Raw genomic sequence first — 19,989 nt, 5'->3', positions numbered from 1 at the left:
AAAATCGTCGGTGGACATACGTCCGCTCGTGTCGTTCAGTCGAAGCGTGCACGAGCAGGCAACCGCGCATCGGGAGGCCGAGGAAGCGAGCGGACGCGAGGACGTCCCGTGGCACGCGCTCGAACGCGAGGCGGCGCTGGAGCGACTCGAATCGAGCCGCGACGGCCTCAACGACGACGACGCGGCCCGCCGACTCGCCGATGAGGGACCGAACGAACTCGCCGACGAGGAGGGCGTCTCGCCGCTTTCGCTCCTCGTCTCGCAGTTCACCGGGCCGCTCATCCTCCTGCTTTTTTTCGCCGCCAGCCTCTCGCTCGTCGTCGGCCTCCTTCCCGGCCGTGACCCGGGCTACACCGACGCCGCGCTCATCCTCCTCATCCTGCTCGGAAACGGCCTGTTCGGCTTCGTGCAGAACTACCGCGCCGAGCAGGCGCTCGCGGCGCTCCGGGAGATGGCGACGCCGGACGCGACGGTCCGACGCGGCGGCTCGATTCGGGCCGTCCCCGCGACCGAGGTCGTCCCGGGCGACGTGGTCGTCCTCGAAGCGGGCGACGCCGTCCCCGCAGACGCCCGTATTCTCACGGCGGCCGACTGCCGCGCCGACGAGTCGACGCTGACCGGCGAGAGCGCCCCGGTGGACAAGGCGGCCGACTCCGTCGAAGCCGACGCGGCGCTGGCCGACCGGAGAAGCGTCCTTCACGCCGGGACCACGGTCGTCAGGGGCCGTGCGGAGGCCGTCGTCGTCGCCACCGCGATGGACACCGAACTCGGAGCCATCGCCGACCAACTCGGACAGGCCCGCCAGCGCGAGACGCCGTTCGAAATCGAGGTGGACCGCCTCGGCCGCCGCATCGGCATCGGCATCGTCGCGCTCATCCTGCTCATTGCGGCGGTCCAGCTGTTCCTCACCGCGACCGATCCGGTTGTCGTCCTCCTCGTCGCCGTCACGCTCGCCGTCGCGGCGGTCCCCGAGGGGCTTCCGGCGGTCGTCACGCTCACCCTCGCGCTGGGGTCGCGGACGCTCATGGAGCGCAACGCGCTCGTCCGCAACCTCGCGGTCGTCGAGAGCCTCGGCGCGGTGGACTACATCGTCACCGACAAGACGGGGACGCTGACCGAAAACCGCATGACCGTCACCCGCGCGTGGCTCCCCGACGACCGGACGGTCGAACTGGACAGTGGTTCGGCGTCGTCGGGGACGGCCGCCGAAGACGGCGGCGCGTCGGCCGCGACCGACGCGGCGGCTACGGCAGACTCGGCATCCGCGGCCGTCCCGAGCCTGGACCCCGACCCAGACCCGGCGCTCGCGGCGCTCCTGTCCTGCGGGGCTCGCTGCAACGACACCAAGGAACTCGACGACGGGGCCCACCGCGGAGACCCCACCGAAGTCGCGCTCGTGAACGCCGCCGCCGACGCGGGCCTCGACGGCTCGCGCGACCCCGACGACAGGCTCCGCGAGGTTCCCTTTACCTCCGAGCGAAAGCGCATGTCGGTCGTCGTGGACGCGTTCGACGCCCCCGGCGACGGCCCCGTCGCGCTCGTGAAGGGCGCGCCCGAGGAAATCGTCGCGCGGTGCGACCGCGTCCTCGTCGACGGGGAAATCGAGTCTCTCACCGACGAGCGCCGCGGGCGCGTCGAAGCGACCGTGACCGCCTTCGCCGACGACGCGCTCCGCGTGCTCGGGTTCGCGTACGCCCCCGAGTCGGACCCCGACGCCGACGACGAGACGCTCGAATCGGGACTGGTCTTCCTCGGGTTGCAGGGCATGACCGACCCGGCGCGCGAGGGCGTCGCCGAGGCGGTCGCCGACTGCCGCGACGCCGGCGTACAGGTGACGATGGCGACCGGCGACACCCCGCGGACGGCCCGCGCCATCGCCCGCGAGGTCGGCATCGACGCCGACTCGGTCGTCACGGGCACCGAGGTGGCCGCAATGGACGACGAGGAACTCGGCCGGGTCGTCGAGGAGACCAACGTGTTCGCCCGCGTCGCACCCGAACACAAGGTCCGCATCCTCCGGGCGCTCCAGGACGCGGGCTACACGGTAGCGATGACCGGCGACGGCGTCAACGACGCGCCGGCGCTCGGTAACGCCGACGTGGGCATCGCCATGGGAGACCGCGGGACGCAGGTCGCACAGGGCGCGTCGGACGTGGTGCTCCGCGACGACAACTTCGTCACCATCCGCGACGCCATCGCGGAGGGCCGCGGCATCTTCGACAACATCCGCAAGTTCGTCAACTACCTGCTGTCGGCGAACGCCGGCGAGGTGTTCGTCGTCTTCCTCGGGACGCTCCTCGGCGCGGCGCTGTTCCCCGCGGTGTTCGCGTCCGAGTCGGCGCTCGTCATCACGCCCGTCGCGCTCCTGTGGCTCAACCTCGTCACCGACGGCTTCCCCGCACTCGCGCTCGGCGCGGACCCCAAGTCCGACGACGTGATGCGCAGGCCGCCGCGACCCCGCGACGAGGGCGTCCTCGACCGCCGGACCATCGCTTCGATTCTCGGTATCGGCGTCGCGCTCACCGGGACCGGACTCGGCGTGTTCTTCTACGCGCTCTCTCGCACCAGCGACCTCGTCGTCGCCCAGACGGTGCTGTTTACCTTCCTCGTCACCGCCGAGTTGGTCCGCACGCAGTCGGTTCGGCTCCGCTACCGGCTGTCGCCGCTTTCGAACCCGTGGCTCCTCGGCGCGGTCGGCCTGTCGCTCGCGCTCCACCTCGTGTTGCTCTACACGCCGGTCGCGGACCTCTTCGGTGTCGTCCCGCTGGGACTCACGGAGTGGGGCTGGGTCGCGGGTGCGTTCGTCCCGTTCCTCGCCGCGAACCTGTGTCTGGTGTGGCTCAACGACCGGCTGTTCGACTCGTGAGCGACCCGAGCGCGCCCATGAGTCGGTCGCGGTAGAGGTAGCCGAGAACCGACGCCGCGAGCAACGCGCCGACGAAGACCGCGGTGAGTTCGGCGTTGCCGTCGGCGGCGGCCGCGCCCGCAAGGTTCACGAGCAGGAAGCCGGGGAGCCGACCCACCGCCGCGACGAGGACGACCCGTCGGACCGGGATGTCGGTGAGGCCGGCGGCGAAGCAGATGGCGTCGTCCGGGAGTCCCGGAACCAGAAACACGAGAAAGAGGACGGCCAAACCGTGAGTCTCCATCGCGTCGTCGAACACCGAGAGGGCGTCGGCGGTGACGACGCGTTCGACGTACGGGCGGCCGAGAGACCGCGCGATTCCGACGGCGAGCGCCGTGCCGAGGACGATGCCGACCATGCTGTAGACCGTTCCCCAGAGCGCGCCGAACAGGTAGCCGCTGGCGAACCCGAGCGCCTGTCCGGGGATGGGCGCGACGAGGACCTGCGCGATTTGCACGCCGACGAACGCGAGGGGTGCGAGCGCGCCAAAGTCGAGGAGCCACGTCCGCAGCGCCGTCGGATTGGCGAGAAACGGGAAGCGGTCGACGAGCGTCGTGCCGGCGAGCGCGACGACGGCGACGACGACGACGGCGAGCGCGAGCGTCCGCCACCGGTCGCGCGGCGACTCGAACAGTTCGGGGACGGATAACACGGGTGGCACCTCGCACGCCGCGGAGAAAAACCCGGCGCGGGAGCGTTTTTGTGCCGAGACGACGTACTAATAATCATGATAGATACGATTCTCGTCGCCGTCGATGGCTCGCCGCTGTCGAAGCGAGCGTTCGAACAGGCCCTCGCGCACGCCGACTCGACGGTCGTCGCCCTGCACGTCATCAACCCGGCCGACCCCGGCTACAGCGCCCCGTTCGACGTGGACATCAGCACGGAACCGCTCCACGGCTCCGAGGAGTGGTACGAACGCGCCGACGAACTCGCAGAGGATATCTTCGACGAACTCGCGGCGCTGGCCGACGGGAGCGGCGTGGAACTCCGAACCGAGACCCACCGCGGAGACCCCGCGCGGACCATCGTCGAATTCGCGCGCCGGGAGGGCGTCGACGCCGTCTACCTCGGCGGTCACGGCCGCACCGGCGAGACGGACCTGCTGTTCGGGAGCGTCGCCGAGTTGGTCGCCGGACGTGCGCCGATGAGCGTGATGGTCGTCCGCTGAGGGCCGCCGCTCACGCCCGCCTCACCGCCCGTCTGTCAGCCCCGAGCGACGCACCTCACTCGTCGTCATCAGCCGGCGGCACGCACAGCACCGGCACGTCCGAGAGTCTGACGACTCGCTCAGCGACGCTTCCGAGCAGGTATCGCTCCAGTCCGCTCGTCCCGTGGGTACCCATCACCACGAGGTCGATGTCGCGTTCCTCGCCGTAGTCGATGATGGCCTCGTGCGGCAGGCCGACCCGAATCTCCGTCTCGACGGGTACGTCACGGTCGGCCGCGCGGTCGGCGACGATGCCGACTGCCGCCTCTCCGCGCGTCTGGGAATCGTCGTCATCGACGGGTGCGTCAGCGTGACCGGTTCGGACGTCGACGACGTAGAGGACGTGGAGCGCGGCCCCGTAGGTCGCCGCGAGGTCGACCGCGTAGTCGGCGGCGCGGACCGCGTGGTCGCTACCGTCGGTGGGGACGAGAATGTGGTCGAACATGTCGTCACAGACGCGCGCTGAGCGAATAAAACCGAACCCGGTCGCGCCGTCCGGACTCTCACGCTCTCGGACTCAACCGCACCACGCGTCGCCCGCGCGTTTCCGATTCCCGGTCGGCGGGAAGGATGGCTCCGGCTTATTCTCCCCCCGAGCGTATCTGTTACCGGTGGTGAGGAGCATGCAGACCGACGGTGAACGGCGGGTAGAACTGTGGATTCGCCCGATTCGGGACGGCCTCGGGGAGGAACACCAGACGCTAGTCGTTCGACTCGAACGACTCGCGGACGAGGGGCTCGTCGACGACGTGTGCGTCCGGACGTGGGGTCGCGAGGTTGACGTGGAGTCCGACACCGCACCGACGAAACGAGACGCAATCGTCCGCGAGCGACTCGCCGAGTGCCGGCTGTGGGCGCGAACGGAAGGGGTCGCGCTCCCGACGCTCGACGAGCACGCGACGGTCGGGTCGGGGCGGATGGGTCCCGAACACGACGCGGTCGTCCTTCCGCCGACGCTGGGCATCGTCTTCCGCGACGACGAAATCGAGGCCGTCTATCCGCACGAGCGAGACGATGGGACTCGAACGCTCGCCGACTGGGTCGAAACCGCCGAGTCGTTCCTCGGTATCGACCGCGACCACGTCGAGGTGTAAGCGGGGACGAGTCGCCGACTCGTGGCTGCAAAAAGAACACCATCCGGCCGAGACGGTCAATTTTCGAACGGTGAGTTCCGCGAGAAACGTCGCCACCGACGGACGCTATTTCGGCGGCATACGCCCGAGTCACTCCTCTCAGGACTGGGGTCCGAAAGTGGGCCCCGGGCAAGGCCCAACTGTGTCAGAGGCACCCCACTCGAACGACGGCTATCGTCGAGAGTGTGGGCGAATCATCGTTTCCTCGCCAGACATCTATACGTGGTCCCTGATGCATCAGGGTCGTATATACGTTCGCGGCGAAGCGTCACCCTTACTCGGAGCCGTGTAGTGGTGGGGGTATGAACGTCCCCTGCGTCCGCGTGCCCCGCGAGTCCGGCGAGGCGGCGCGCCGGCGCCTCGCCGACGCCGGCCTGCTCGACCACGACCACGAGATTACCGTCGCCGAGGGGACTCTCTACATCCCCGTCGTCGACGCCGACGCCGTCCCCGACGACCTAGCAGTCGTCGACTTCGAACCTCCCGTCCGAGAGACGCAGACCACGCCCGCCGATCTGCTCGGCTTCGAACCCTCCTACGAGCGACTCGGCGACATCGTCATCCTCGACGAGGACGACCCCGACCGCGCCCGCGACATCGCCGACGCCATCGTCGCCTCGGACCTCAAGGCCGAGACGGTCGTCAACCGCGCCTCGAAGGTCAAAGGCGAACTCCGCGTCCGCGACTGGGACGTGCTCGTCGGCGACTCGACCGAGACCGTCCACCGCGAGTACGGTCACGAGTTCCGTCTCGACATCGATACCGTCTACTTCTCGCCGCGACTGGCGACCGAGCGCCACCGCGTCGTTGAGGCGATTCGCGAGGGCGAGCACGTGTTCGACATGTTCGCCGGCGTCGGCCCCTTCGCCGTCCCGGCCGCCGCCGCCGGCGCGGAGGTCGTTGCCTGCGACCTCAACGAGGCGGCCGTCGAGTACCTCCGCGAGAACGCCGAGCGGAACGACGTGACCGACCGACTCACCGCGATTCACGGCGACGTGCGCGAGGTCGCCGCCGACTACGAGGGCTGGGCCGACCGACTCATCATGAACCTCCCGCACAGCGCGGGCGACTTCCTCGATACGGCGGTCCGCCTCGCGAGCGACGAGTGCGTGATTCACCTCTACGACATCCAACACGAGGACGACCCGTTCGGGCCGGGACTCGCCGCCGTCCGCGCCGCCGCCGAACCGACCTACGTGGTCGAAGTCGTGAACGAGCACGTCGTCCGGTCGTACGCCCCCCACGAGTACAACGTCTGTCTCGACGTTCGCCTGACGAAGCGGGCGTGAGAGGGCTGGTGCCGAACGGCAGACACCGGGTTGATTCGCAAGTCTTAATTACGTAACCGGGGTACGGAAGAATGCGTTCGAAAGCCCACCGCGCCGGTGTAGCTCAGCTGGCAGAGCGATTCCTTCGTAAGGAATAGGCCGAGGGTTCAAATCCCTCCACCGGCTTGCCTAAAAAGGGTTCAAATCCTTCCGGCGATTCGGGTATATAAACGACGACCTTCTTGTCAGGGATTATTTAACCACAACCCTCGAAGCCAAAAGTATGCGTCGACGGACCTTCCTCGCGACAGTGCCTCTTGTGGGGACTGCTGGGTGTATCTCAGTCAATTTAGGAACGTCCGGCGAATCCGGACTCGTCGACGAATCCGAACCCGCCGACGACGGGAACACATCGACCGACCAAACCACAACTACCGAACAGGTGGACGCTACCGAGCGTCCCGTCATTCACGACCTACGCCTTCAGGCCGACGACGAATGGCTTATGGCCAGTCGACGGTACGAGGTTCTCAATCCGTCCACAGATTCGTTCACCGTGATCGAGCAGTGGCACATCACCGATTCGGACGGGGCTGAAGTGATGGACCGTGACCGCGAACGGACGCTTGAACCAGAGCGAGACACGGAAACCGTCGTTGAATCCTCTATGTGGTTCATCAACCGCTGGGATCACAATATGCAGGCCGGAGAATATACGGTCGAATTGGTCGTCGTTGGCCCTCAGGGAGAAGAAAGCGACCCCGTGCGCCGGAGCATTTCTATCACTTCGGAATTGAGCGGTGAGGACGAATCATAGTAAATCGCTACTGTTCGAGTCCGTTGAATCACGATTTATACGTTAGTTAGCCCCCTCAACAGTCACACTATAATCTTCAATTCCTACGCAACTAATCCAACAAACGCCTTCTATGTTAATCGGATCGTGCTCTACCTCTTCCCCCTCAGCCGTGAATCTGCTACTATGTCTGAGGCTTTCCAACTGTTCGCCGCTTGCGTTATGAAATTGAACGGCCATAAGTTCCTCAGAGAGACTCGTCACACTGTAGAATCCTTCGAGATAGTACGGGCCAAATACAGCAGGAGAATCCCCATCGAATTCTAATGGTAATTCTGGCGGGTCAACAGTAGATTGTTCTAAAACCGGATATTGATCCATCTCAACGCTCCAAGCACTGTCTGAGCTAACGTCGAGAGCGTAGTTTCCGGGTTCAATATCACGGAGCAACTCCGCACTTGTCCAGTCCCTTCTGCCTCCTGGTCGTTGTAGGGTTGTTTCTCTTTCACCCTCCTCATTTATTACAACTATCTCGACTCCCGAGGAGTCCTCAAGCTCAATATCGAATAGCACCGGTCCCTCACGTTCGGTTTGAAACTCTTTTAATACCGATCCACTCCCCTGAAAGACCGTTTCAATTGGCTCAGGAGGTGTCTGAGCGGTGGTTTTGACCTCAGTCATACCGGTGCCACTTTCATTTTCGGCCGATGTTGTTTCCGTAGCATTCGGTTCACCTGTTTGTCTAGACCCATCTGTTGCTAGACAGCCGGACGTCCCGAAAAGTAAGGATATTGTAGCTGCTGTATATGCTCTTCGTCGCATACTCAGGTGTTAGAAAACTACCATCTAAATGTTTGGTGTGAAACTATCCCGGCTGAGTAGGCGGGTATTTGATGGATCGGTTCGTGCGCCCGCGCGTAGCTCCCGCAAAAATCATTAGCTCCTGTGAATTGCAGTGAGGACATCCACCGCCTCGGTGTCCGTCCCGTTCCACGGATTCGTGTCGAATACGTCCGCAAGCGCCCGCTTTTCTTCAATTGTGAGTGGATCCGGGTTGAACCCGTCGGCGTCGGTGTGTGTATCCCATTCCAGCTTTTCGACGACGCGGGCGATCTCCCGGCGACTTCGGCGGATCACAGGTCGATCATCTTCTCTTGTATTCCGATCGGTCGCCCTTCGGCGTCGACGATCCGCCGGAGGATCATAACCCGGTCGGCGTCGGGACCATCGTCCGCGTCAAGGTCGCCGATAGCGCGCTCAATCGCACGCTTCGAGCGCCGGGTCATTTGTCACCTCTGTCGTCGAGGAGGAGGTCGGTGAGCGACACCGTCGCTTCCGCCCCTTCGTCCTCTAACTCCTCAATCGCCCGCTCCACTTCACGCTTCGAGGGTCGCGTCATTCGTCGACGTCCTCCCGTTCGGTATGCCACTTGCCGACGGCGTCCCGAGTGAGCCGCGTCCGGGATTCAAGCCGCTTCTCGGCGTCGGGATCGTCGCCCCAGTCCGTCGGAACCACGTAGTCTTGTATCACAATCTCCGTTGGTCCGTCAGCGGCGTCGGGGTAGAGTTGGTCGAGCGCACGCTCTAGTTCACGTTTGGATTTTCGGGTCATAGATTTTGGACCGAGACAGGCGGATCGGTCCACCGACTCCAGACGTCATCCGGGAGGGTGAATACCACCTCGCCCGGGCGGTCGATCGGATCGCCGTCCTCGTCGACGTATGTACCGTCCTCCAGTTCAAACGCTACGATCGCTGAGGGTTCGGTGTCGCTGTCGTCGCCGAGGGCCTCAACCGCCCGCTCCAGTTCGCGTTTACTCTTTCGGGTCATCGGTCGCCCTCCTGTGCGTCTTCGAGCTCGTCGATCCGCTCTGCTAGCTCCTCAAGGTCGCGGTCGGTCGTCACCTGCCGACGTACATTTGTCGCGTAGGCGAGGACGCGAATCCACCCCTGCCGGACGCGCTCGTTCTCCGCGTCGTACACCCGCCCCGACTCTACCTTCTTCCGCGCTTCGGAGATCGCCGCGTCGAGATCGTCGATCATCTCCGCGTAATCGCTCCGGTCGTTCCCGTCGCCAGCGTCGTCCGCCGCGCCCGCGCTCGCGTCAGTACTCATCGGCCCATACCCCCGGGGTTCGAACCGTCGAACTCCCCGTTTCCGCCGTCGTTAGTCCGGTGTTGCATAGATATTCGTTCAGTATTCTCCGTCTTAGGTCCGGCGTAGCCACGGCTAGTCAGCTGTCGCCCCTGCCGTCGTGATTGAGGACGTCGATGCCGTCGCCGGTGGCGGTCGATCCGCAAACGTCGCCTGCCGACGGACGTGTGCCGGGAGGTCCGCGTACTCCGCCGTCCCGACGAACTCCCATACCGGAACGTGTGGCAGGTCGTCGTCCGCCGTGGACCGCTTCAGTGACGGACTACAAGTGTAGTACTGCCGCTCTGTCGCCCAGTACAACGTCTGCCGCCACGCCGATACGTCCCCGTCCCTGATCCGGTCGCGGAGGTCCGCCGGCGTCGACTCCGCCACGTCGACCAGCTCCCGTATCGCCTTTCCGAGATACCACGACAGAGACACCCGCCCCTGCTCGTCGTCGTGGAGTAGCCACGAGTCCCCGTCGTGTGGATTCCGCGCCGTCCGCGCGTCGACGACGTACCCTTGTCCGTATGACCGCCACATCTCCGCTAACTGTTCCTGTGAGACGGCCCACGAAACGCCGAACAGAACGATGTGATAGTGCGGCAGGCCCGACTCCGTAAACTGTAGGACCGACAGGTTCTCCGGTCGATACCCGAGCTGATATTCCGTCGATAGCCACGACATTAGCCGCCCCTTGTTCGTCGACAGAGACGCCAGAGCGTCCGTGAGGCTGTCGTGTTCTTTCGGGTCCGTTGTGACCGTCAGGACGACCGCCTCTGTGTGCCGCCCCGCCGCCAGCCCTAGTGCGTCCTCGAACCCTCCGCGGACGTCCCGTGCCCGCCTGCCGTCGTTGTGACGGGTCCGATACGGCAGGCAGAGGTAGTCGTCCCCCTTGCCACGGACGCGCTCGAATATCTGCCACTTGCCCGCCGTCCCTTCGACGTCCTTGACGAGTTGCGCGAACAGGGACCGCCGGACGGAGTCAGCCCCAATCTGAAGATAATTACTCAAGAACGACCGCGTCCGGGCTTTTGCGTACATCGGCCCGTCATCCGTGTGCTCAGGTCTGCCGGTGGCCCCGTCGTCGCTCCCCTCGAATTCGTCCGTCGGTTCGGTGGCGGTCGTCTCGACTCCCTCCCGTCCAGTGGTTTTGCCATTCGCATACTGCTGTCTCAAGTTAAGCCGCGTGAATATCCCGATCCGTGGCTCTACCCACAAGAGGTCGCCTCTGCGGTCGGTATTGAAAAATTCAGGGTGACGGTCGAAGAATCGCCGCGCCAGTTGGTACTCAGCCCCGCCCGCGTCGGCGTCGGTCCCGAACACGTCCCGAACGATCTTCGCCAGAGGGACGCCCTCGCGGGTCGAACGAACGTATTTGAATAACCGCGTCTTGTCGTCCTCCCTCACGGCCCCGCGCCACGGCGCGCCGACGGGAGTATTCTGAGAGCCGCCACTATGACAGGCTCCGCCGTCGCGAGCGTACCCAGCGCCCGTTTGCTTTCGGTACACCGCGCTCAGTCCTCTGACTCCGCCGCTTCGAGGAGCGCCTTAGCGTATTTGGAGCAACGAAGATCCTCACGCTCCGCAAGAGCTTCGAGGTCGTCGCGGTGTTCGGCGACAACGTCCATCATAACCCTTGCACCCTCTCGTAGGTGTCTGCCATTTCTTCGATGAACTCCGCATTAGACATCGTGTCATACGGTTTCATACCGTCCTCGCCGAACACACGGCGATGCAGTTCGACGGGCACCGTCACCGTCGTCCGATCGGTTGTCGTTGACATTCTATGTATATTCGCAGGCATTCAAAAACATTATAAGATCAGGCTCAGAGTATCCTGATGCTATGGAATCAGGTGAGGACAGTGAGAGCCAAGAAGGACCAAACGCGGTACTAACGAGTAAACAGCGGAAATACCTCTCGGGGGAGGAAGAATTCAAGATGTCAGATCAAGCGAGGTGGCAAATGTATTCTCGGATACGCGACCGACTCCGATGGGCAATCTACGACTTTGCGCTACTTGGCGGGCGTCACTCCGACAACTGGGAAGAACTCAATCTAGACAAACTCTTCACAGAAGAGAATATGGATCATCACAGGACGAGAGACGGGGCAAGAGGTATGTTCTATGTATTGTACCGGGGACTGTTCAACGACTATATGCCCCCTTTCGATCGATATTTGGAGCACGGTGTGACGCTTGCTGAACGGCATATGAATAACCGTCACGTTCGGGTTACGTTCAATGTGGAGCGGCCGGCGCACGGTAATGTGATCGTGGATAGTGCTCTCGCTAGAGTTACCCCCGACGACGTGGATGGCTTGCGGATTCCTGAAATGCAAGCCGTGTTGCAGACTCTTGCAGAGAGTGACGTAGACGTAGCCGAGCTTATCTGGGAAGAAGAGAACCGTGAACCGCTTTTTGGACGGGACAGGGGATCGTATGAACCCGACGATGATTAGCTCTCATCCCGATCAAGTATCGCCTTGACATCCGGCCGCTGGATCAGTTCGTTAATCGTATCGATTGCCTCCAGCGTATCGATGTCCTCTGGATCAGTCTCCCGGTAATCAGCCGTAATATCCTCCTCAACCTGTTCGTTGAAGGACTGTGCATCATCGTCAAGCGGTGCTCCACACCGACCACAGTATCTGGCGTTGGGTTCGTTCAACTCCTCACAGCGCCAGCACTCGACAACTGATGGGGTGTCTTCGTCCTCGTCGGGTTCATACAACCCGTGCATTTGGTCGTAGGCGTTGTCGATGTCACGGCCGCTTAGGTGGACGTAGCGCGCCGGGACGTCCGAGCCTTGGACCCAGCCGAACCATTCACACAGTTGAGCCTCTTTCAACTCAGTGGCGAGGTGTGACGCCCGAGAGTGTCGGTAGTGGTGTGGGTTCGACGGCTTGTCGATCCCAGCGCGTTCCATATTCTTTTGCAGAATCTTCTCACGGATGTATCGGTAGCCGAGTTGGTCGTCGCCGCTTCCCTGTTGGATCTTACACCACAGCGGCGCGCCCTTCTCCGGGTTCGGGTGCTTGTTGAGCCAGTTGTTGATATGCGGAACCGACTCGACGAGGGGGAGCCGTCGCGCCCCGGTCTTGCCGTCGATCACTACCTTCTTGCCGTGTTTTCGATCCTCGATGTCGCCCACGGTGAGGTCGATCAATTCGCCGATCCGTGCGCCCGTCTCATACAGCATATAGATAAGCGCCTTGTCTCGTGGATTCTTCGCGGCGTCAACTTGGGCTTCGATCTCGTCTTTCGTGAGGAGGTCCTTCGGGAGTGTGTCGCCGTTCCCGTTCCCGTTGGTCAATTGAATCCATTTGACCTCTTCCGGCGTTTCGTCCTTTCCGGCGTCTTTCAACCAGCCCCAGAAGGTTTTGATGACCGTCTTGTAGGTGTCGACCGTCTCGTCCGTGTAATCGCGGTTGTGAAGCCACACAATCACGGCTTTGACGTCTGACTTGTCCATTTCATCAAACGGTTTCTCGACCTCCTGAGCAACGATCTTGAGCCGCTGGGTGTTCCGGAGGAGCGTCGCTTCGCTCAGTCCGTTGAGCACTTGATCCTGTTTGTAGTCGAGAATTAGCTCCTTGTTCCGGTCGAGAATCTCGTCGGATTCCTCGATGTTCTCCACAGTGTTCGCCAACTGTCTCCCGAAGTCGGTGATCGGCATAGTTCACACTCACGCGCCACCACCTAATAGGTTTTGAACCCTTATTCTGTAAGCCCTCCACCGGCTCTTTCTACCGAACACAGTACGATTGAAGAGCCTCGCGTGGAGGGATTTGAGCCAGCGAGCAACGCGGAGCGTTGCAAGTGAGGTTCACAATCCCCTCCACCGGCTTCTACTGGTTCCTTCACCATCCCACAACTCAACCCCGGAGACGAAGGTCTCCGGTTCGGGTTTTACAGCGTGTTCGACGGGATGCTCATTGACGTGTGGAGTACCACGCTTCCGCCGAAACTCGTTCTTCATCCTCACCACCCCTCTCGTGTCTCACCACGCGTCGACGCACAGCTCATCCGCGACGAGTTCGTTTGCCCGTACCACGGGGTTCTCGACGAGGACGGCGCTGACCAGTAGGTGACCAGTATACCGCCGTTCGGAACGGTGCAATAGCGACCGAACCGTCCTGGGAACGGCTCAAAACCCGATGTGTGACGTCGAACTCGGGATATCGTCGTCTTCGTCGTCGTCCTCGTCTTCACCGTTTTCCGCCGCGCCCTCGTAGAGATAGGTGTACTCGTCGTCGGTCAGGAAAACGTCGCCATCGGCGACTGCGATGTCCACGTCCGGGAGAGCGGTACCTGCCGCTTCGCCGTTTTCGCATGCACCGGAACAGGCGTCAAACATCGACCCGTGTTTCGGACAGATAATCTCGCCGTCACGTATCGCCGCGCCGGTCCCGCGGTCGAACCGCTGATTCTCGTGAGTGCACGTGTTCGGCCACGCTTCGATGCCCGGCCCGTCGTCGCACCGGACGAGGATGAGCTCTTTCGTCCGCGAATACGCGTCCTCCGCGGTGAACAGGTACGACCCGTTTTCGGGGACATCGTCCACAGCCGCGACTCGTGTTCCGTTGACCATCGGACACAGCTATCGACCGTGTCGAAAAGTAGCTATCGGCGACGACGCCGGGGAGTTCGGGTCCGGCCCACCGATTACGCCGACGTAAATCGGTCCCACACCACGCGACAGTCGCTACAGAGGAATCCCGTGAACTCGTCTACCGCGTGTCTCCGGACCGTCGTATCTCGTCCGCAGCGTTCGCACCACATACCCACTCGTTCGAGGGAATGTCGTATTGTTATGAATCTCATATCCGCTGACTCGACGCTCGACGGGGGGAGGGACAGAATTCGAGTCTGCGGTCCACCGACTCAGCGGTCCGTGTCGGGGTTCACGCCGCACACGCCCGCGTCGTCGCCCATCTTCTCCACACCGGGTGCGAACCGACCCAACTCCCACGTGGGGTCGTGTCCGGTCTCCGCGCGGTGTTCTTCGATTCGGAGACGCGCGTCCGCGAGCTTCGAGAAGCGCTCTTCGAGGCCGCACGTCGGACAGGAAACTGTCGCACGAGGAATCGACATCAGTCGAACGAAACGCAGCAGTCGAGAAAGTTCCGTCGGGTCCGTCCGCGAGAGACTTCAAAAAAGTGGTCGCCGCCGCGTGGAAGTCAGCCCATAACGAGACTCATCCACCGGTTACGCCGCACGAACTCCATGTTTTCGAGGTAGGCGTCGACGCCGAGGATGCGGCCCGCGCCGAACGCGCCGAGGCCGAACAGCAACACCGCGTAGACGATGTGGTCGTCGACGACCCAACCGTGGGCCAGCGGAAGCCCCGCGAGGATGCCGCCTTCGAGCGCTGCTGCCCAGTAGAACAGCATCATAACCGCGCCCCAGAAGGCACTGAACCGGACGAATGCGCCGAGGATGAGGGCTAATCCAGCGAGTGTCAAGCCCCACATGTTCAGCATGTCGATGAGCGGACTCCCCGCCATCGAACTCCACAGCCCCATTAGGGGGTTCCCCTCGGGAATCGCGTTGGCGAGGTAGCCCGCCGCAGTCCAGTTGTTCGAGGGGTCCGCATCGAGGTACGTCACGAGCTTCGTGATGCCACCTTGGAACAGCGTCCACCCCATCACTACTCTGAGGAGGAAAAGCGAGTAGCCTACCCACCGCTCCGAGTAGTCGAATCGCACCGCGCGTCCGAACATCTCCGTCTCTAGTGTACGACTATCGGTTGACATACGGAGGTAATATTTTCCTCCACTACAATAAAGTGTGTTGGGTAATCTCACACAATGGGTATCGGCCGACTCACCGGAGGTCACGCCGCTTATCATCGCCCGCGACAGAACACGAACATGCTCACCTTCATCGGTCTCGGTCTGTACGACGAGCGCTCCATCACCGTCGAAGGGCGGGAGGCGCTCGCGGACGCCGACCGCGCTTTCGCTGAGTTCTACACGAGTCACCTCGTCGGCGCGACCGTCGAGGAACTCGAATCCTACCACGACATCGACATCGAGGTCCGCGACCGCGCCGGCGTCGAACAGGACCCAGAACCGATACTCGACGCCGCGGAGGACGACCACGTCGCGTTCCTCACCGCCGGCGACACGATGATTTCGACCACGCACGTCGACCTGCGTCTCCGCGCCGAAGACCGCGGTATTGAGACGCGACTCATCCACGGTGTGACCGCCCAGTCCGCCGCCAGCGGTCTGACCGGACTCCAGAACTACCGCTTCGGGAAAGCCGTGACGCTCCCGTTCCCGTACGTTCACGGCGGCGACCCGGTGCCGAAGAGCGTCGTCGACTCCCTCGAAGCGAACCGCGAACTCGGCTTGCATACGCTCGTCTACCTCGACATCAAGGTCGACTGGGAGGGTCGCCGCGGCGTCGAGGTCGACGGCGACCAGTACATGACCGCCGACTACGCCGCCGAACTCTTCGCCGAACACTGGGACGGCGACGCCCTCGGCGTGGCCGTCTGCCGGGCCGGGAGTCCGGACCCCGTCGTCGCCGCGGACCGACTGTCAGCGCTCGCCGAGCGCGACTTCGGCGAACCGCTGCACATGCTCGTCATCCCCGGCGAGGTCCACCACGTCGAGGCCGACGCGCTCTCGGCGCTCGGCGGCGCGCCCGAGGAACTGTTCGACGACGAAAACTGAAGAGAAAACGGGACGGACCGACTACGCTCGCCCGTCGAGCCCTAACTCGCTTCTGAGGTCGTACTCCTCGCCGGTCACCATGTAGAGCACGTCCTCGATGACGGTGAGGAGTTCCGGCACCTCCTGTACGACGAGATACGTGATGCCGACGAGCGCGACGACCGCGAGCGCCTGGCTGATGATGCGGTCGGAGATGAAGAACGACACCATGTAGGGGTCCGACGAGCCGAAGAGGAACAGCACTTCGTCGACGAACAGTTGGAAGTACTGCTTGCCGACCGAGATGGTGATGAACGTCGTCCGAAGCAGGTTCAGCGCGTAGATGATGGGGACGGCGATGGCGAGCCCGCGGAGTTTCCGGCGCATCGGGGCGTCGACGGCGGCGATGAGGCCGGCGAAGATGGCGATGCTCCCGAGGCCGGTACAGGCGAGAACGACCGAGATTTCGATTCGGTGAGAGCCCCGCATCCACAGGAACGTGTTCAGGTAGCCCTCGTCGCCGGGAATCATCTGCGGCGTGTACCCGAGCGATTCGATGAGGAAGCGCGTCTGCGCCGCGACGGACTCCATGAGAATGCCGCGGGGAGCAGGGATCGTCGTCCCGAACAGCGTCAGCGCGGGAATCGTCTCGAAGGGGAGGTAGACCACACCCATGGCGGCGACGGCCCGCGAGAGGACGAACAGCGTGTCGCGGCCGTTGTAGAGGAGCCACCCGGCGTAAAGCGACGCCGGGACGGCGGCGATGGTCAACAGACCCTCGATGTAGCTCTTGTGAACGAGCGTGAAATGCGGGATGAGTTGGAGCCAGAAGACCGCAAACAACACCCACGCTGCGGACATCACCCGCCGCCCGAGGTCGCGGTTCCGTCCGTTGACGACCGCGCCGGCGACGAAGGTTCCGATAACCACCCACGCGAGGATGTCGGAGAGGAGACCGGGCATACGTGTTTGATGCGGTGGAGCGAATAAATCCCTTGTCGTTCCGGGCACGGGGGCCGTCCGACCGTCCGGACGAGCCGACCGCACAGCGCCGCCGCTGTGTAGGCAGTCGATAAAGAAGTGTTGAGGGGACCGGGAGAACCCCGGTAGTGGATTAGCGGTCGTTAGTTGTCGCGGCGGACTGCGAGGAGCGCAGCGGCGACGAGCGCGACGAGGGCGACAACGACGCCGAAGCCAGGCGTGCTGGACTCGGTGGTCTCCTCGGTGGCTTCCTCAGTCGGCTCTTCGGTCGCGGTTGCCGTTTCCGTGGACTCCTCGGTCGACGCTTCCGTGGTGGTCGTTTCCGTGGATTCCTCGGTCGTGGTCGTCTCCGCGGCCGTGGTCGTCTCCATGGCTTCGCCGACGATGCCGTCAGCGGTCGCGTCAGCGGCCGTGCCGGAGTCAACCGAAACCGTCACTTCGAACGTGTCGTTGACGTTCTGCTCCGAGAAGTCGAACGCGGAGGAGAACGTACCGTCAGCCTGTACGTACACCGAAGCCGTCTTCAGGAAGCGCGGCTGGGTGTCGCCGTCGGACTTCACGCGGATGGTGAGTTCCGTTCCGGGGGCGACAGTGGCCGTGCCCGAGATGGACTGCTCGGCGGCGTTGGAGACTGCGAACTCGTCCTGGTCGAGTTCAAGTTCGGGTTCGACGACTTCGAACTCGTCGGAGGCCGACTCGTCGTCTTCGGCGAGGTCACCGTCTTCGAGGACGGTGAACGTCGCGTTGAACGCGTCGTCGTCCTCGACTTCGTAGAGCGTCGAGGTGTTGTCGTAGTAGTCCGTGCGCGAAGCAGAGATGTCGTCGAGGTCGTAGACGATGAAGTACGTGTCGTTGGCACCGTCAGCGATGATCGTGGCGCTCGAGCTGTTGATACCAAGGACCTTCGCGTCGCGGTTCGGACCGGGGTTCGTCTGCTCGACCGTGAGGTTGAACTGCGTGCCCGAGAGGGCGTCGAAGTTCGACGCGTCGAACGCGCCTTCGAGGCCCGTCGCGGTGACCTGCGTGACGACGACGTCGCCGTTCGCCAGCGAGTCCGTCTGCGTCAGGTTCTCGTTCTCAATTGCGTCGTAGACATCTTCGGTCTCGGTGATGTCAGCACCCGTGGGTGCCGTCCAGGTGGAGACACTCTCGGTGCTGCGCTCTTCGAGGACGAGCGTCGCGACGTTGTCCGCGTCGCCGCCGGTGGAGACTTCGAGGTCGTAGTCGCCGGCGTCGAGGGTGTCGCTGCCGGAGATATCGGTCGAGATATCCTGAACCGTGTACTCGTCGTCGCTGTCGTCAACGTCGAACGAGGAGGTCTTGCTCGGCGCGTAGGTGTTGAACAGGAGCACGACCTCGCCGTCGTTGTTGTCGTCGGTGACAGAGACGTTGGCGCTGTAACCGAGCTCGTTCGCACCGATCTGAATCTCCGCGTCGTCGGTGCCGTCGAGCATGACGGTGATTTCGGCAACGTCGCCGACCTGTTCGCTGATGACGGACGACGTGAAGTCACCCGAGGAGTCCTTGGCCTTCGAGACGGTGACCGTGTCGGACTCAAGCGTGACGCCCGAGAACGCGTCGGTCGCTTCGACCGTGTACTCGCCAGTTTCGACCGAGCTCAGGTTGAAGTCGGCTTCACCCTGCCCGTTGAGCGTGACGGTCGTCTCGGTGCCGTCGACCTCGTCACCGTTGTCGTCGAGTGCGACGACGTCGACGGTGCGGCCGCCCGCGTTGGCCGAGACGGTGCCTTCGATGCCGTCATCGGTCGTGATGTTCAGGTCGTCAACGGTGAGCTCGAAGCCGAGGTCGCGAACGGCAACCTGGGCCTGCTGCGCACCGCCGATGGTGAACTCGTAGGTGTCGAGGGTCTTACCTTCGGTTTCGAAGAGGAAGACCTGACTGTTCTCGCCGGTGGAACCGGAGAACTGGTAGCTGTTGTCGTCGTCGGTGCCCTCCACTTCGACGTCGGTGTTCGTCGCACCCGCGACGACCGCGACGGTGGAGCCCTGGTAGGCCGTGTTGTTGGAGTTGTTCGCGACGTAGACGGGCGCGAAGGTAACGTCCTCGGTGCCGGTGGCCGCGTTACCGGAGGAGTCGGTCACGTTGTACGTGACTTCGAGGTCCTCGGTGTAGACCTGACTGAGGGTGACGTTGACCTGTCCGCCGGAGACGGACGCGGACTGCGAGAGGTTCGTCTCGCCGTCGGTGACGTTCATCTCGACGACCGAGACGTCTTCGTCGAAGGCAACTTCGACCTTCGGCGTACCGTCGTCGTAGTGGATGGCGGAGCCGAAGTCAGCAGGGTTGGCGGTGTTGATGTCAACAGTGTCGTGGGCTTCCTCTTGAGTGCCCACGCCGAAGGAACCGGTCTCAACGACTGCAACGTTGTAGGTTCCAGCAGAGATGTTGGAGTATACCGGAATGCCAGTAATGCTGACGGTCGTTCCGTTGGTGTAGCTAGTGTCGTCCGCAGACGGTTCAGATGCGTTGTAATAACCGTCTCCGTTTACGTCGATCCATGCGTAAAGCCCAGGACCGTCCGAGCTGGTGTTGTCAGTAACATCAACGTCGACGGTCGCAGAAGGACCCTTGTCAACCGATGTCGTAGTGACATTGGGAGACGTAGCCGCTGCGGCGGCAGTGCCCGTAAACGCGATGGACCCGGCGAAGACCGAGAAAACCATCAGCGCAGCGAGCAGAACCGCGCGAACTTGTTTGTTTTCTGTCATTGTTATAGATGTGTCTATAAGCGGCGAAACAGCTTTCTACCCCGTTCGCCCGTGGGTAGGTCGGGCGCGGGATTACTCGCTGATTTTCACCTTGGGTAGGGGTACGAAAGCGACTCTCCTGAGCCGAAGTAAATACTTTGTGGAAAATATCTCTAACGAGAATGTCT

Annotated in this window: 22 protein-coding genes and 1 tRNA gene; 8 read left to right on the top strand and 15 right to left on the bottom strand. The window is 63.0% G+C overall.

Annotated features, from left to right (window positions below; genetic code table 11):
• Positions 1–10: 10 nt before the first annotated feature.
• Positions 11–2,866: a cation-transporting P-type ATPase gene (locus AM590_RS14725; protein WP_058828125.1), complete on the top strand. Its 2,856-nt coding sequence runs from the start codon at positions 11–13 to the stop codon at positions 2,864–2,866.
• On the opposite strand, the gene AM590_RS14720 is transcribed toward AM590_RS14725, so the two are convergent.
• Entirely contained in the window at positions 2,841–3,557 is a 717-nt protein-coding gene (locus tag AM590_RS14720) for a TVP38/TMEM64 family protein (protein ID WP_058828124.1), read from the bottom strand. The two genes, AM590_RS14725 and AM590_RS14720, sit on opposite strands and share 26 nt — an antisense overlap.
• Before the next feature lie 78 nt (positions 3,558–3,635).
• Between AM590_RS14720 and AM590_RS14715 the strand changes: the two genes are divergently transcribed.
• The gene (locus AM590_RS14715; protein ID WP_172795818.1) at positions 3,636–4,076 is read left to right on the top strand and encodes a universal stress protein; all 441 of its coding nucleotides are present in this window, start codon (positions 3,636–3,638) and stop codon (positions 4,074–4,076) included.
• Positions 4,077–4,131: 55 nt separating this feature from the next.
• Here AM590_RS14715 and AM590_RS14710 read toward each other — a convergent pair whose 3' ends face one another.
• Positions 4,132–4,560: a universal stress protein gene (locus AM590_RS14710; protein WP_058828122.1), complete on the bottom strand. Its 429-nt coding sequence runs from the start codon at positions 4,558–4,560 to the stop codon at positions 4,132–4,134.
• 178 nt (positions 4,561–4,738) lie between these two features.
• Between AM590_RS14710 and AM590_RS14705 the strand changes: the two genes are divergently transcribed.
• The 4 genes from AM590_RS14705 to AM590_RS14690 all read left to right on the top strand — a co-directional run bounded on the left by AM590_RS14705 (position 4,739) and on the right by AM590_RS14690 (position 7,333).
• Entirely contained in the window at positions 4,739–5,209 is a 471-nt protein-coding gene (locus AM590_RS14705; RefSeq protein ID WP_058828121.1) for an HTH domain-containing protein, read from the top strand.
• A 341-nt stretch (positions 5,210–5,550) separates the two neighbouring features.
• Positions 5,551–6,537: a class I SAM-dependent methyltransferase family protein gene (locus tag AM590_RS14700; RefSeq protein ID WP_058828120.1), complete on the top strand. Its 987-nt coding sequence runs from the start codon at positions 5,551–5,553 to the stop codon at positions 6,535–6,537.
• A gap of 92 nt (positions 6,538–6,629) precedes the next feature.
• Positions 6,630–6,702 (top strand) — tRNA-Thr (locus AM590_RS14695).
• 97 nt (positions 6,703–6,799) lie between these two features.
• Complete coding sequence (locus AM590_RS14690; protein WP_058828119.1) at positions 6,800–7,333, top strand: hypothetical protein; 534 nt, start codon at positions 6,800–6,802, stop codon at positions 7,331–7,333.
• A gap of 42 nt (positions 7,334–7,375) precedes the next feature.
• Here the strand turns inward: AM590_RS14690 and AM590_RS20570 are convergent, their stop codons facing one another.
• The 7 genes from AM590_RS20570 to AM590_RS14665 form a co-directional block, all read right to left on the bottom strand.
• Positions 7,376–7,993 (bottom strand): hypothetical protein, encoded by a 618-nt coding sequence (locus AM590_RS20570; RefSeq protein WP_157575473.1) that lies wholly within the window; start codon positions 7,991–7,993, stop codon positions 7,376–7,378.
• Positions 7,994–8,248: 255 nt separating this feature from the next.
• Positions 8,249–8,449 (bottom strand): hypothetical protein, encoded by a 201-nt coding sequence (locus tag AM590_RS14685; RefSeq protein WP_058828118.1) that lies wholly within the window; start codon positions 8,447–8,449, stop codon positions 8,249–8,251.
• The gene (locus AM590_RS20565; protein WP_157575472.1) at positions 8,446–8,598 is read right to left on the bottom strand and encodes a hypothetical protein; all 153 of its coding nucleotides are present in this window, start codon (positions 8,596–8,598) and stop codon (positions 8,446–8,448) included. The genes AM590_RS14685 and AM590_RS20565 overlap by 4 nt, the downstream gene beginning before the upstream one ends.
• Positions 8,599–8,707: 109 nt before the next feature.
• On the bottom strand, positions 8,708–8,923 hold the full coding sequence (locus AM590_RS14680) for a hypothetical protein (RefSeq protein ID WP_058828117.1): 216 nt from the start codon (positions 8,921–8,923) through the stop codon (positions 8,708–8,710).
• A complete protein-coding gene (locus tag AM590_RS14675) occupies positions 8,920–9,141 on the bottom strand; it encodes a hypothetical protein (protein WP_058828116.1) in 222 nt (73 codons plus the stop codon). Before AM590_RS14675 ends, AM590_RS14680 begins: the two co-directional genes overlap by 4 nt.
• Positions 9,138–9,425: a hypothetical protein gene (locus AM590_RS14670; RefSeq protein WP_058828115.1), complete on the bottom strand. Its 288-nt coding sequence runs from the start codon at positions 9,423–9,425 to the stop codon at positions 9,138–9,140. Before AM590_RS14670 ends, AM590_RS14675 begins: the two co-directional genes overlap by 4 nt.
• Positions 9,426–9,539: 114 nt before the next feature.
• Positions 9,540–10,853 (bottom strand): hypothetical protein, encoded by a 1,314-nt coding sequence (locus AM590_RS14665; RefSeq protein ID WP_058828114.1) that lies wholly within the window; start codon positions 10,851–10,853, stop codon positions 9,540–9,542.
• A gap of 438 nt (positions 10,854–11,291) precedes the next feature.
• Here AM590_RS14665 and AM590_RS14660 point away from each other — a divergent pair, with 438 nt between their 5' ends.
• Entirely contained in the window at positions 11,292–11,909 is a 618-nt protein-coding gene (locus AM590_RS14660; protein ID WP_058828113.1) for a hypothetical protein, read from the top strand.
• Here the strand turns inward: AM590_RS14660 and AM590_RS14655 are convergent.
• From AM590_RS14655 to AM590_RS14640, 4 genes are all read right to left on the bottom strand, one after another.
• Positions 11,906–13,126, bottom strand: a complete 1,221-nt coding sequence (locus AM590_RS14655; protein ID WP_058828112.1) for a site-specific integrase — start codon at positions 13,124–13,126, stop codon at positions 11,906–11,908. The two genes, AM590_RS14660 and AM590_RS14655, sit on opposite strands and share 4 nt — an antisense overlap.
• A gap of 471 nt (positions 13,127–13,597) precedes the next feature.
• Positions 13,598–14,041: a Rieske 2Fe-2S domain-containing protein gene (locus AM590_RS14650; protein WP_042663208.1), complete on the bottom strand. Its 444-nt coding sequence runs from the start codon at positions 14,039–14,041 to the stop codon at positions 13,598–13,600.
• 293 nt (positions 14,042–14,334) lie between these two features.
• Positions 14,335–14,544 (bottom strand): hypothetical protein, encoded by a 210-nt coding sequence (locus AM590_RS14645; protein WP_058828111.1) that lies wholly within the window; start codon positions 14,542–14,544, stop codon positions 14,335–14,337.
• A gap of 86 nt (positions 14,545–14,630) precedes the next feature.
• Positions 14,631–15,173 carry a DoxX family protein gene (locus AM590_RS14640; RefSeq protein ID WP_042663205.1) on the bottom strand — a complete coding sequence of 181 codons (543 nt, stop codon included), beginning with the start codon at positions 15,171–15,173 and terminating at the stop codon, positions 14,631–14,633.
• A 150-nt stretch (positions 15,174–15,323) separates the two neighbouring features.
• Between AM590_RS14640 and dph5 the strand changes: the two genes are divergently transcribed.
• Positions 15,324–16,133, top strand: coding sequence for a diphthine synthase (dph5, locus tag AM590_RS14635; protein ID WP_058828110.1), 810 nt, complete (start codon positions 15,324–15,326; stop codon positions 16,131–16,133).
• Positions 16,134–16,154: 21 nt separating this feature from the next.
• On the opposite strand, the gene artA is transcribed toward dph5, so the two are convergent.
• Positions 16,155–17,075, bottom strand: a complete 921-nt coding sequence (artA, locus tag AM590_RS14630) for an archaeosortase A (RefSeq protein WP_058828109.1) — start codon at positions 17,073–17,075, stop codon at positions 16,155–16,157.
• A 161-nt stretch (positions 17,076–17,236) separates the two neighbouring features.
• Positions 17,237–19,777, bottom strand: coding sequence for an ArtA-dependent S-layer glycoprotein (locus AM590_RS14625; RefSeq protein ID WP_394329100.1), 2,541 nt, complete (start codon positions 19,775–19,777; stop codon positions 17,237–17,239).
• Positions 19,778–19,989 lie beyond the last annotated feature (212 nt).

The sequence above is a fragment of the Haloferax sp. Q22 genome, from assembly GCF_001482285.1.
GTDB lineage: Archaea > Halobacteriota > Halobacteria > Halobacteriales > Haloferacaceae > Haloferax.
This window is presented reverse-complemented; position numbering and strand designations above follow the sequence as displayed.

Excerpts from the sequence above, each read along its gene's own strand:
- AM590_RS20570 (WP_157575473.1), bottom strand. The coding sequence starts at position 7,993 with ATGACTGAGGTCAAAACCACCGCTCAGACACCTCCTGAGCCAATTGAA.
- AM590_RS14645 (WP_058828111.1), bottom strand. The coding sequence starts at position 14,544 with ATGTCGATTCCTCGTGCGACAGTTTCCTGTCCGACGTGCGGCCTCGAA.
- AM590_RS14675 (WP_058828116.1), bottom strand. The coding sequence starts at position 9,141 with ATGACCCGAAAGAGTAAACGCGAACTGGAGCGGGCGGTTGAGGCCCTC.
- AM590_RS14700 (WP_058828120.1), top strand. The coding sequence starts at position 5,551 with ATGAACGTCCCCTGCGTCCGCGTGCCCCGCGAGTCCGGCGAGGCGGCG.
- AM590_RS20565 (WP_157575472.1), bottom strand. The coding sequence starts at position 8,598 with ATGACCCGGCGCTCGAAGCGTGCGATTGAGCGCGCTATCGGCGACCTT.
- AM590_RS14640 (WP_042663205.1), bottom strand. The coding sequence starts at position 15,173 with ATGTTCGGACGCGCGGTGCGATTCGACTACTCGGAGCGGTGGGTAGGC.
- AM590_RS14690 (WP_058828119.1), top strand. The coding sequence starts at position 6,800 with ATGCGTCGACGGACCTTCCTCGCGACAGTGCCTCTTGTGGGGACTGCT.
- dph5 (WP_058828110.1), top strand. The coding sequence starts at position 15,324 with ATGCTCACCTTCATCGGTCTCGGTCTGTACGACGAGCGCTCCATCACC.
- AM590_RS14705 (WP_058828121.1), top strand. The coding sequence starts at position 4,739 with ATGCAGACCGACGGTGAACGGCGGGTAGAACTGTGGATTCGCCCGATT.
- AM590_RS14655 (WP_058828112.1), bottom strand. The coding sequence starts at position 13,126 with ATGCCGATCACCGACTTCGGGAGACAGTTGGCGAACACTGTGGAGAAC.
- AM590_RS14680 (WP_058828117.1), bottom strand. The coding sequence starts at position 8,923 with ATGACCCGAAAATCCAAACGTGAACTAGAGCGTGCGCTCGACCAACTC.
- AM590_RS14660 (WP_058828113.1), top strand. The coding sequence starts at position 11,292 with ATGGAATCAGGTGAGGACAGTGAGAGCCAAGAAGGACCAAACGCGGTA.
- AM590_RS14650 (WP_042663208.1), bottom strand. The coding sequence starts at position 14,041 with ATGGTCAACGGAACACGAGTCGCGGCTGTGGACGATGTCCCCGAAAAC.
- AM590_RS14625 (WP_394329100.1), bottom strand. The coding sequence starts at position 19,777 with ATGGTTTTCTCGGTCTTCGCCGGGTCCATCGCGTTTACGGGCACTGCC.
- artA (WP_058828109.1), bottom strand. The coding sequence starts at position 17,075 with ATGCCCGGTCTCCTCTCCGACATCCTCGCGTGGGTGGTTATCGGAACC.
- AM590_RS14710 (WP_058828122.1), bottom strand. The coding sequence starts at position 4,560 with ATGTTCGACCACATTCTCGTCCCCACCGACGGTAGCGACCACGCGGTC.
- AM590_RS14670 (WP_058828115.1), bottom strand. The coding sequence starts at position 9,425 with ATGAGTACTGACGCGAGCGCGGGCGCGGCGGACGACGCTGGCGACGGG.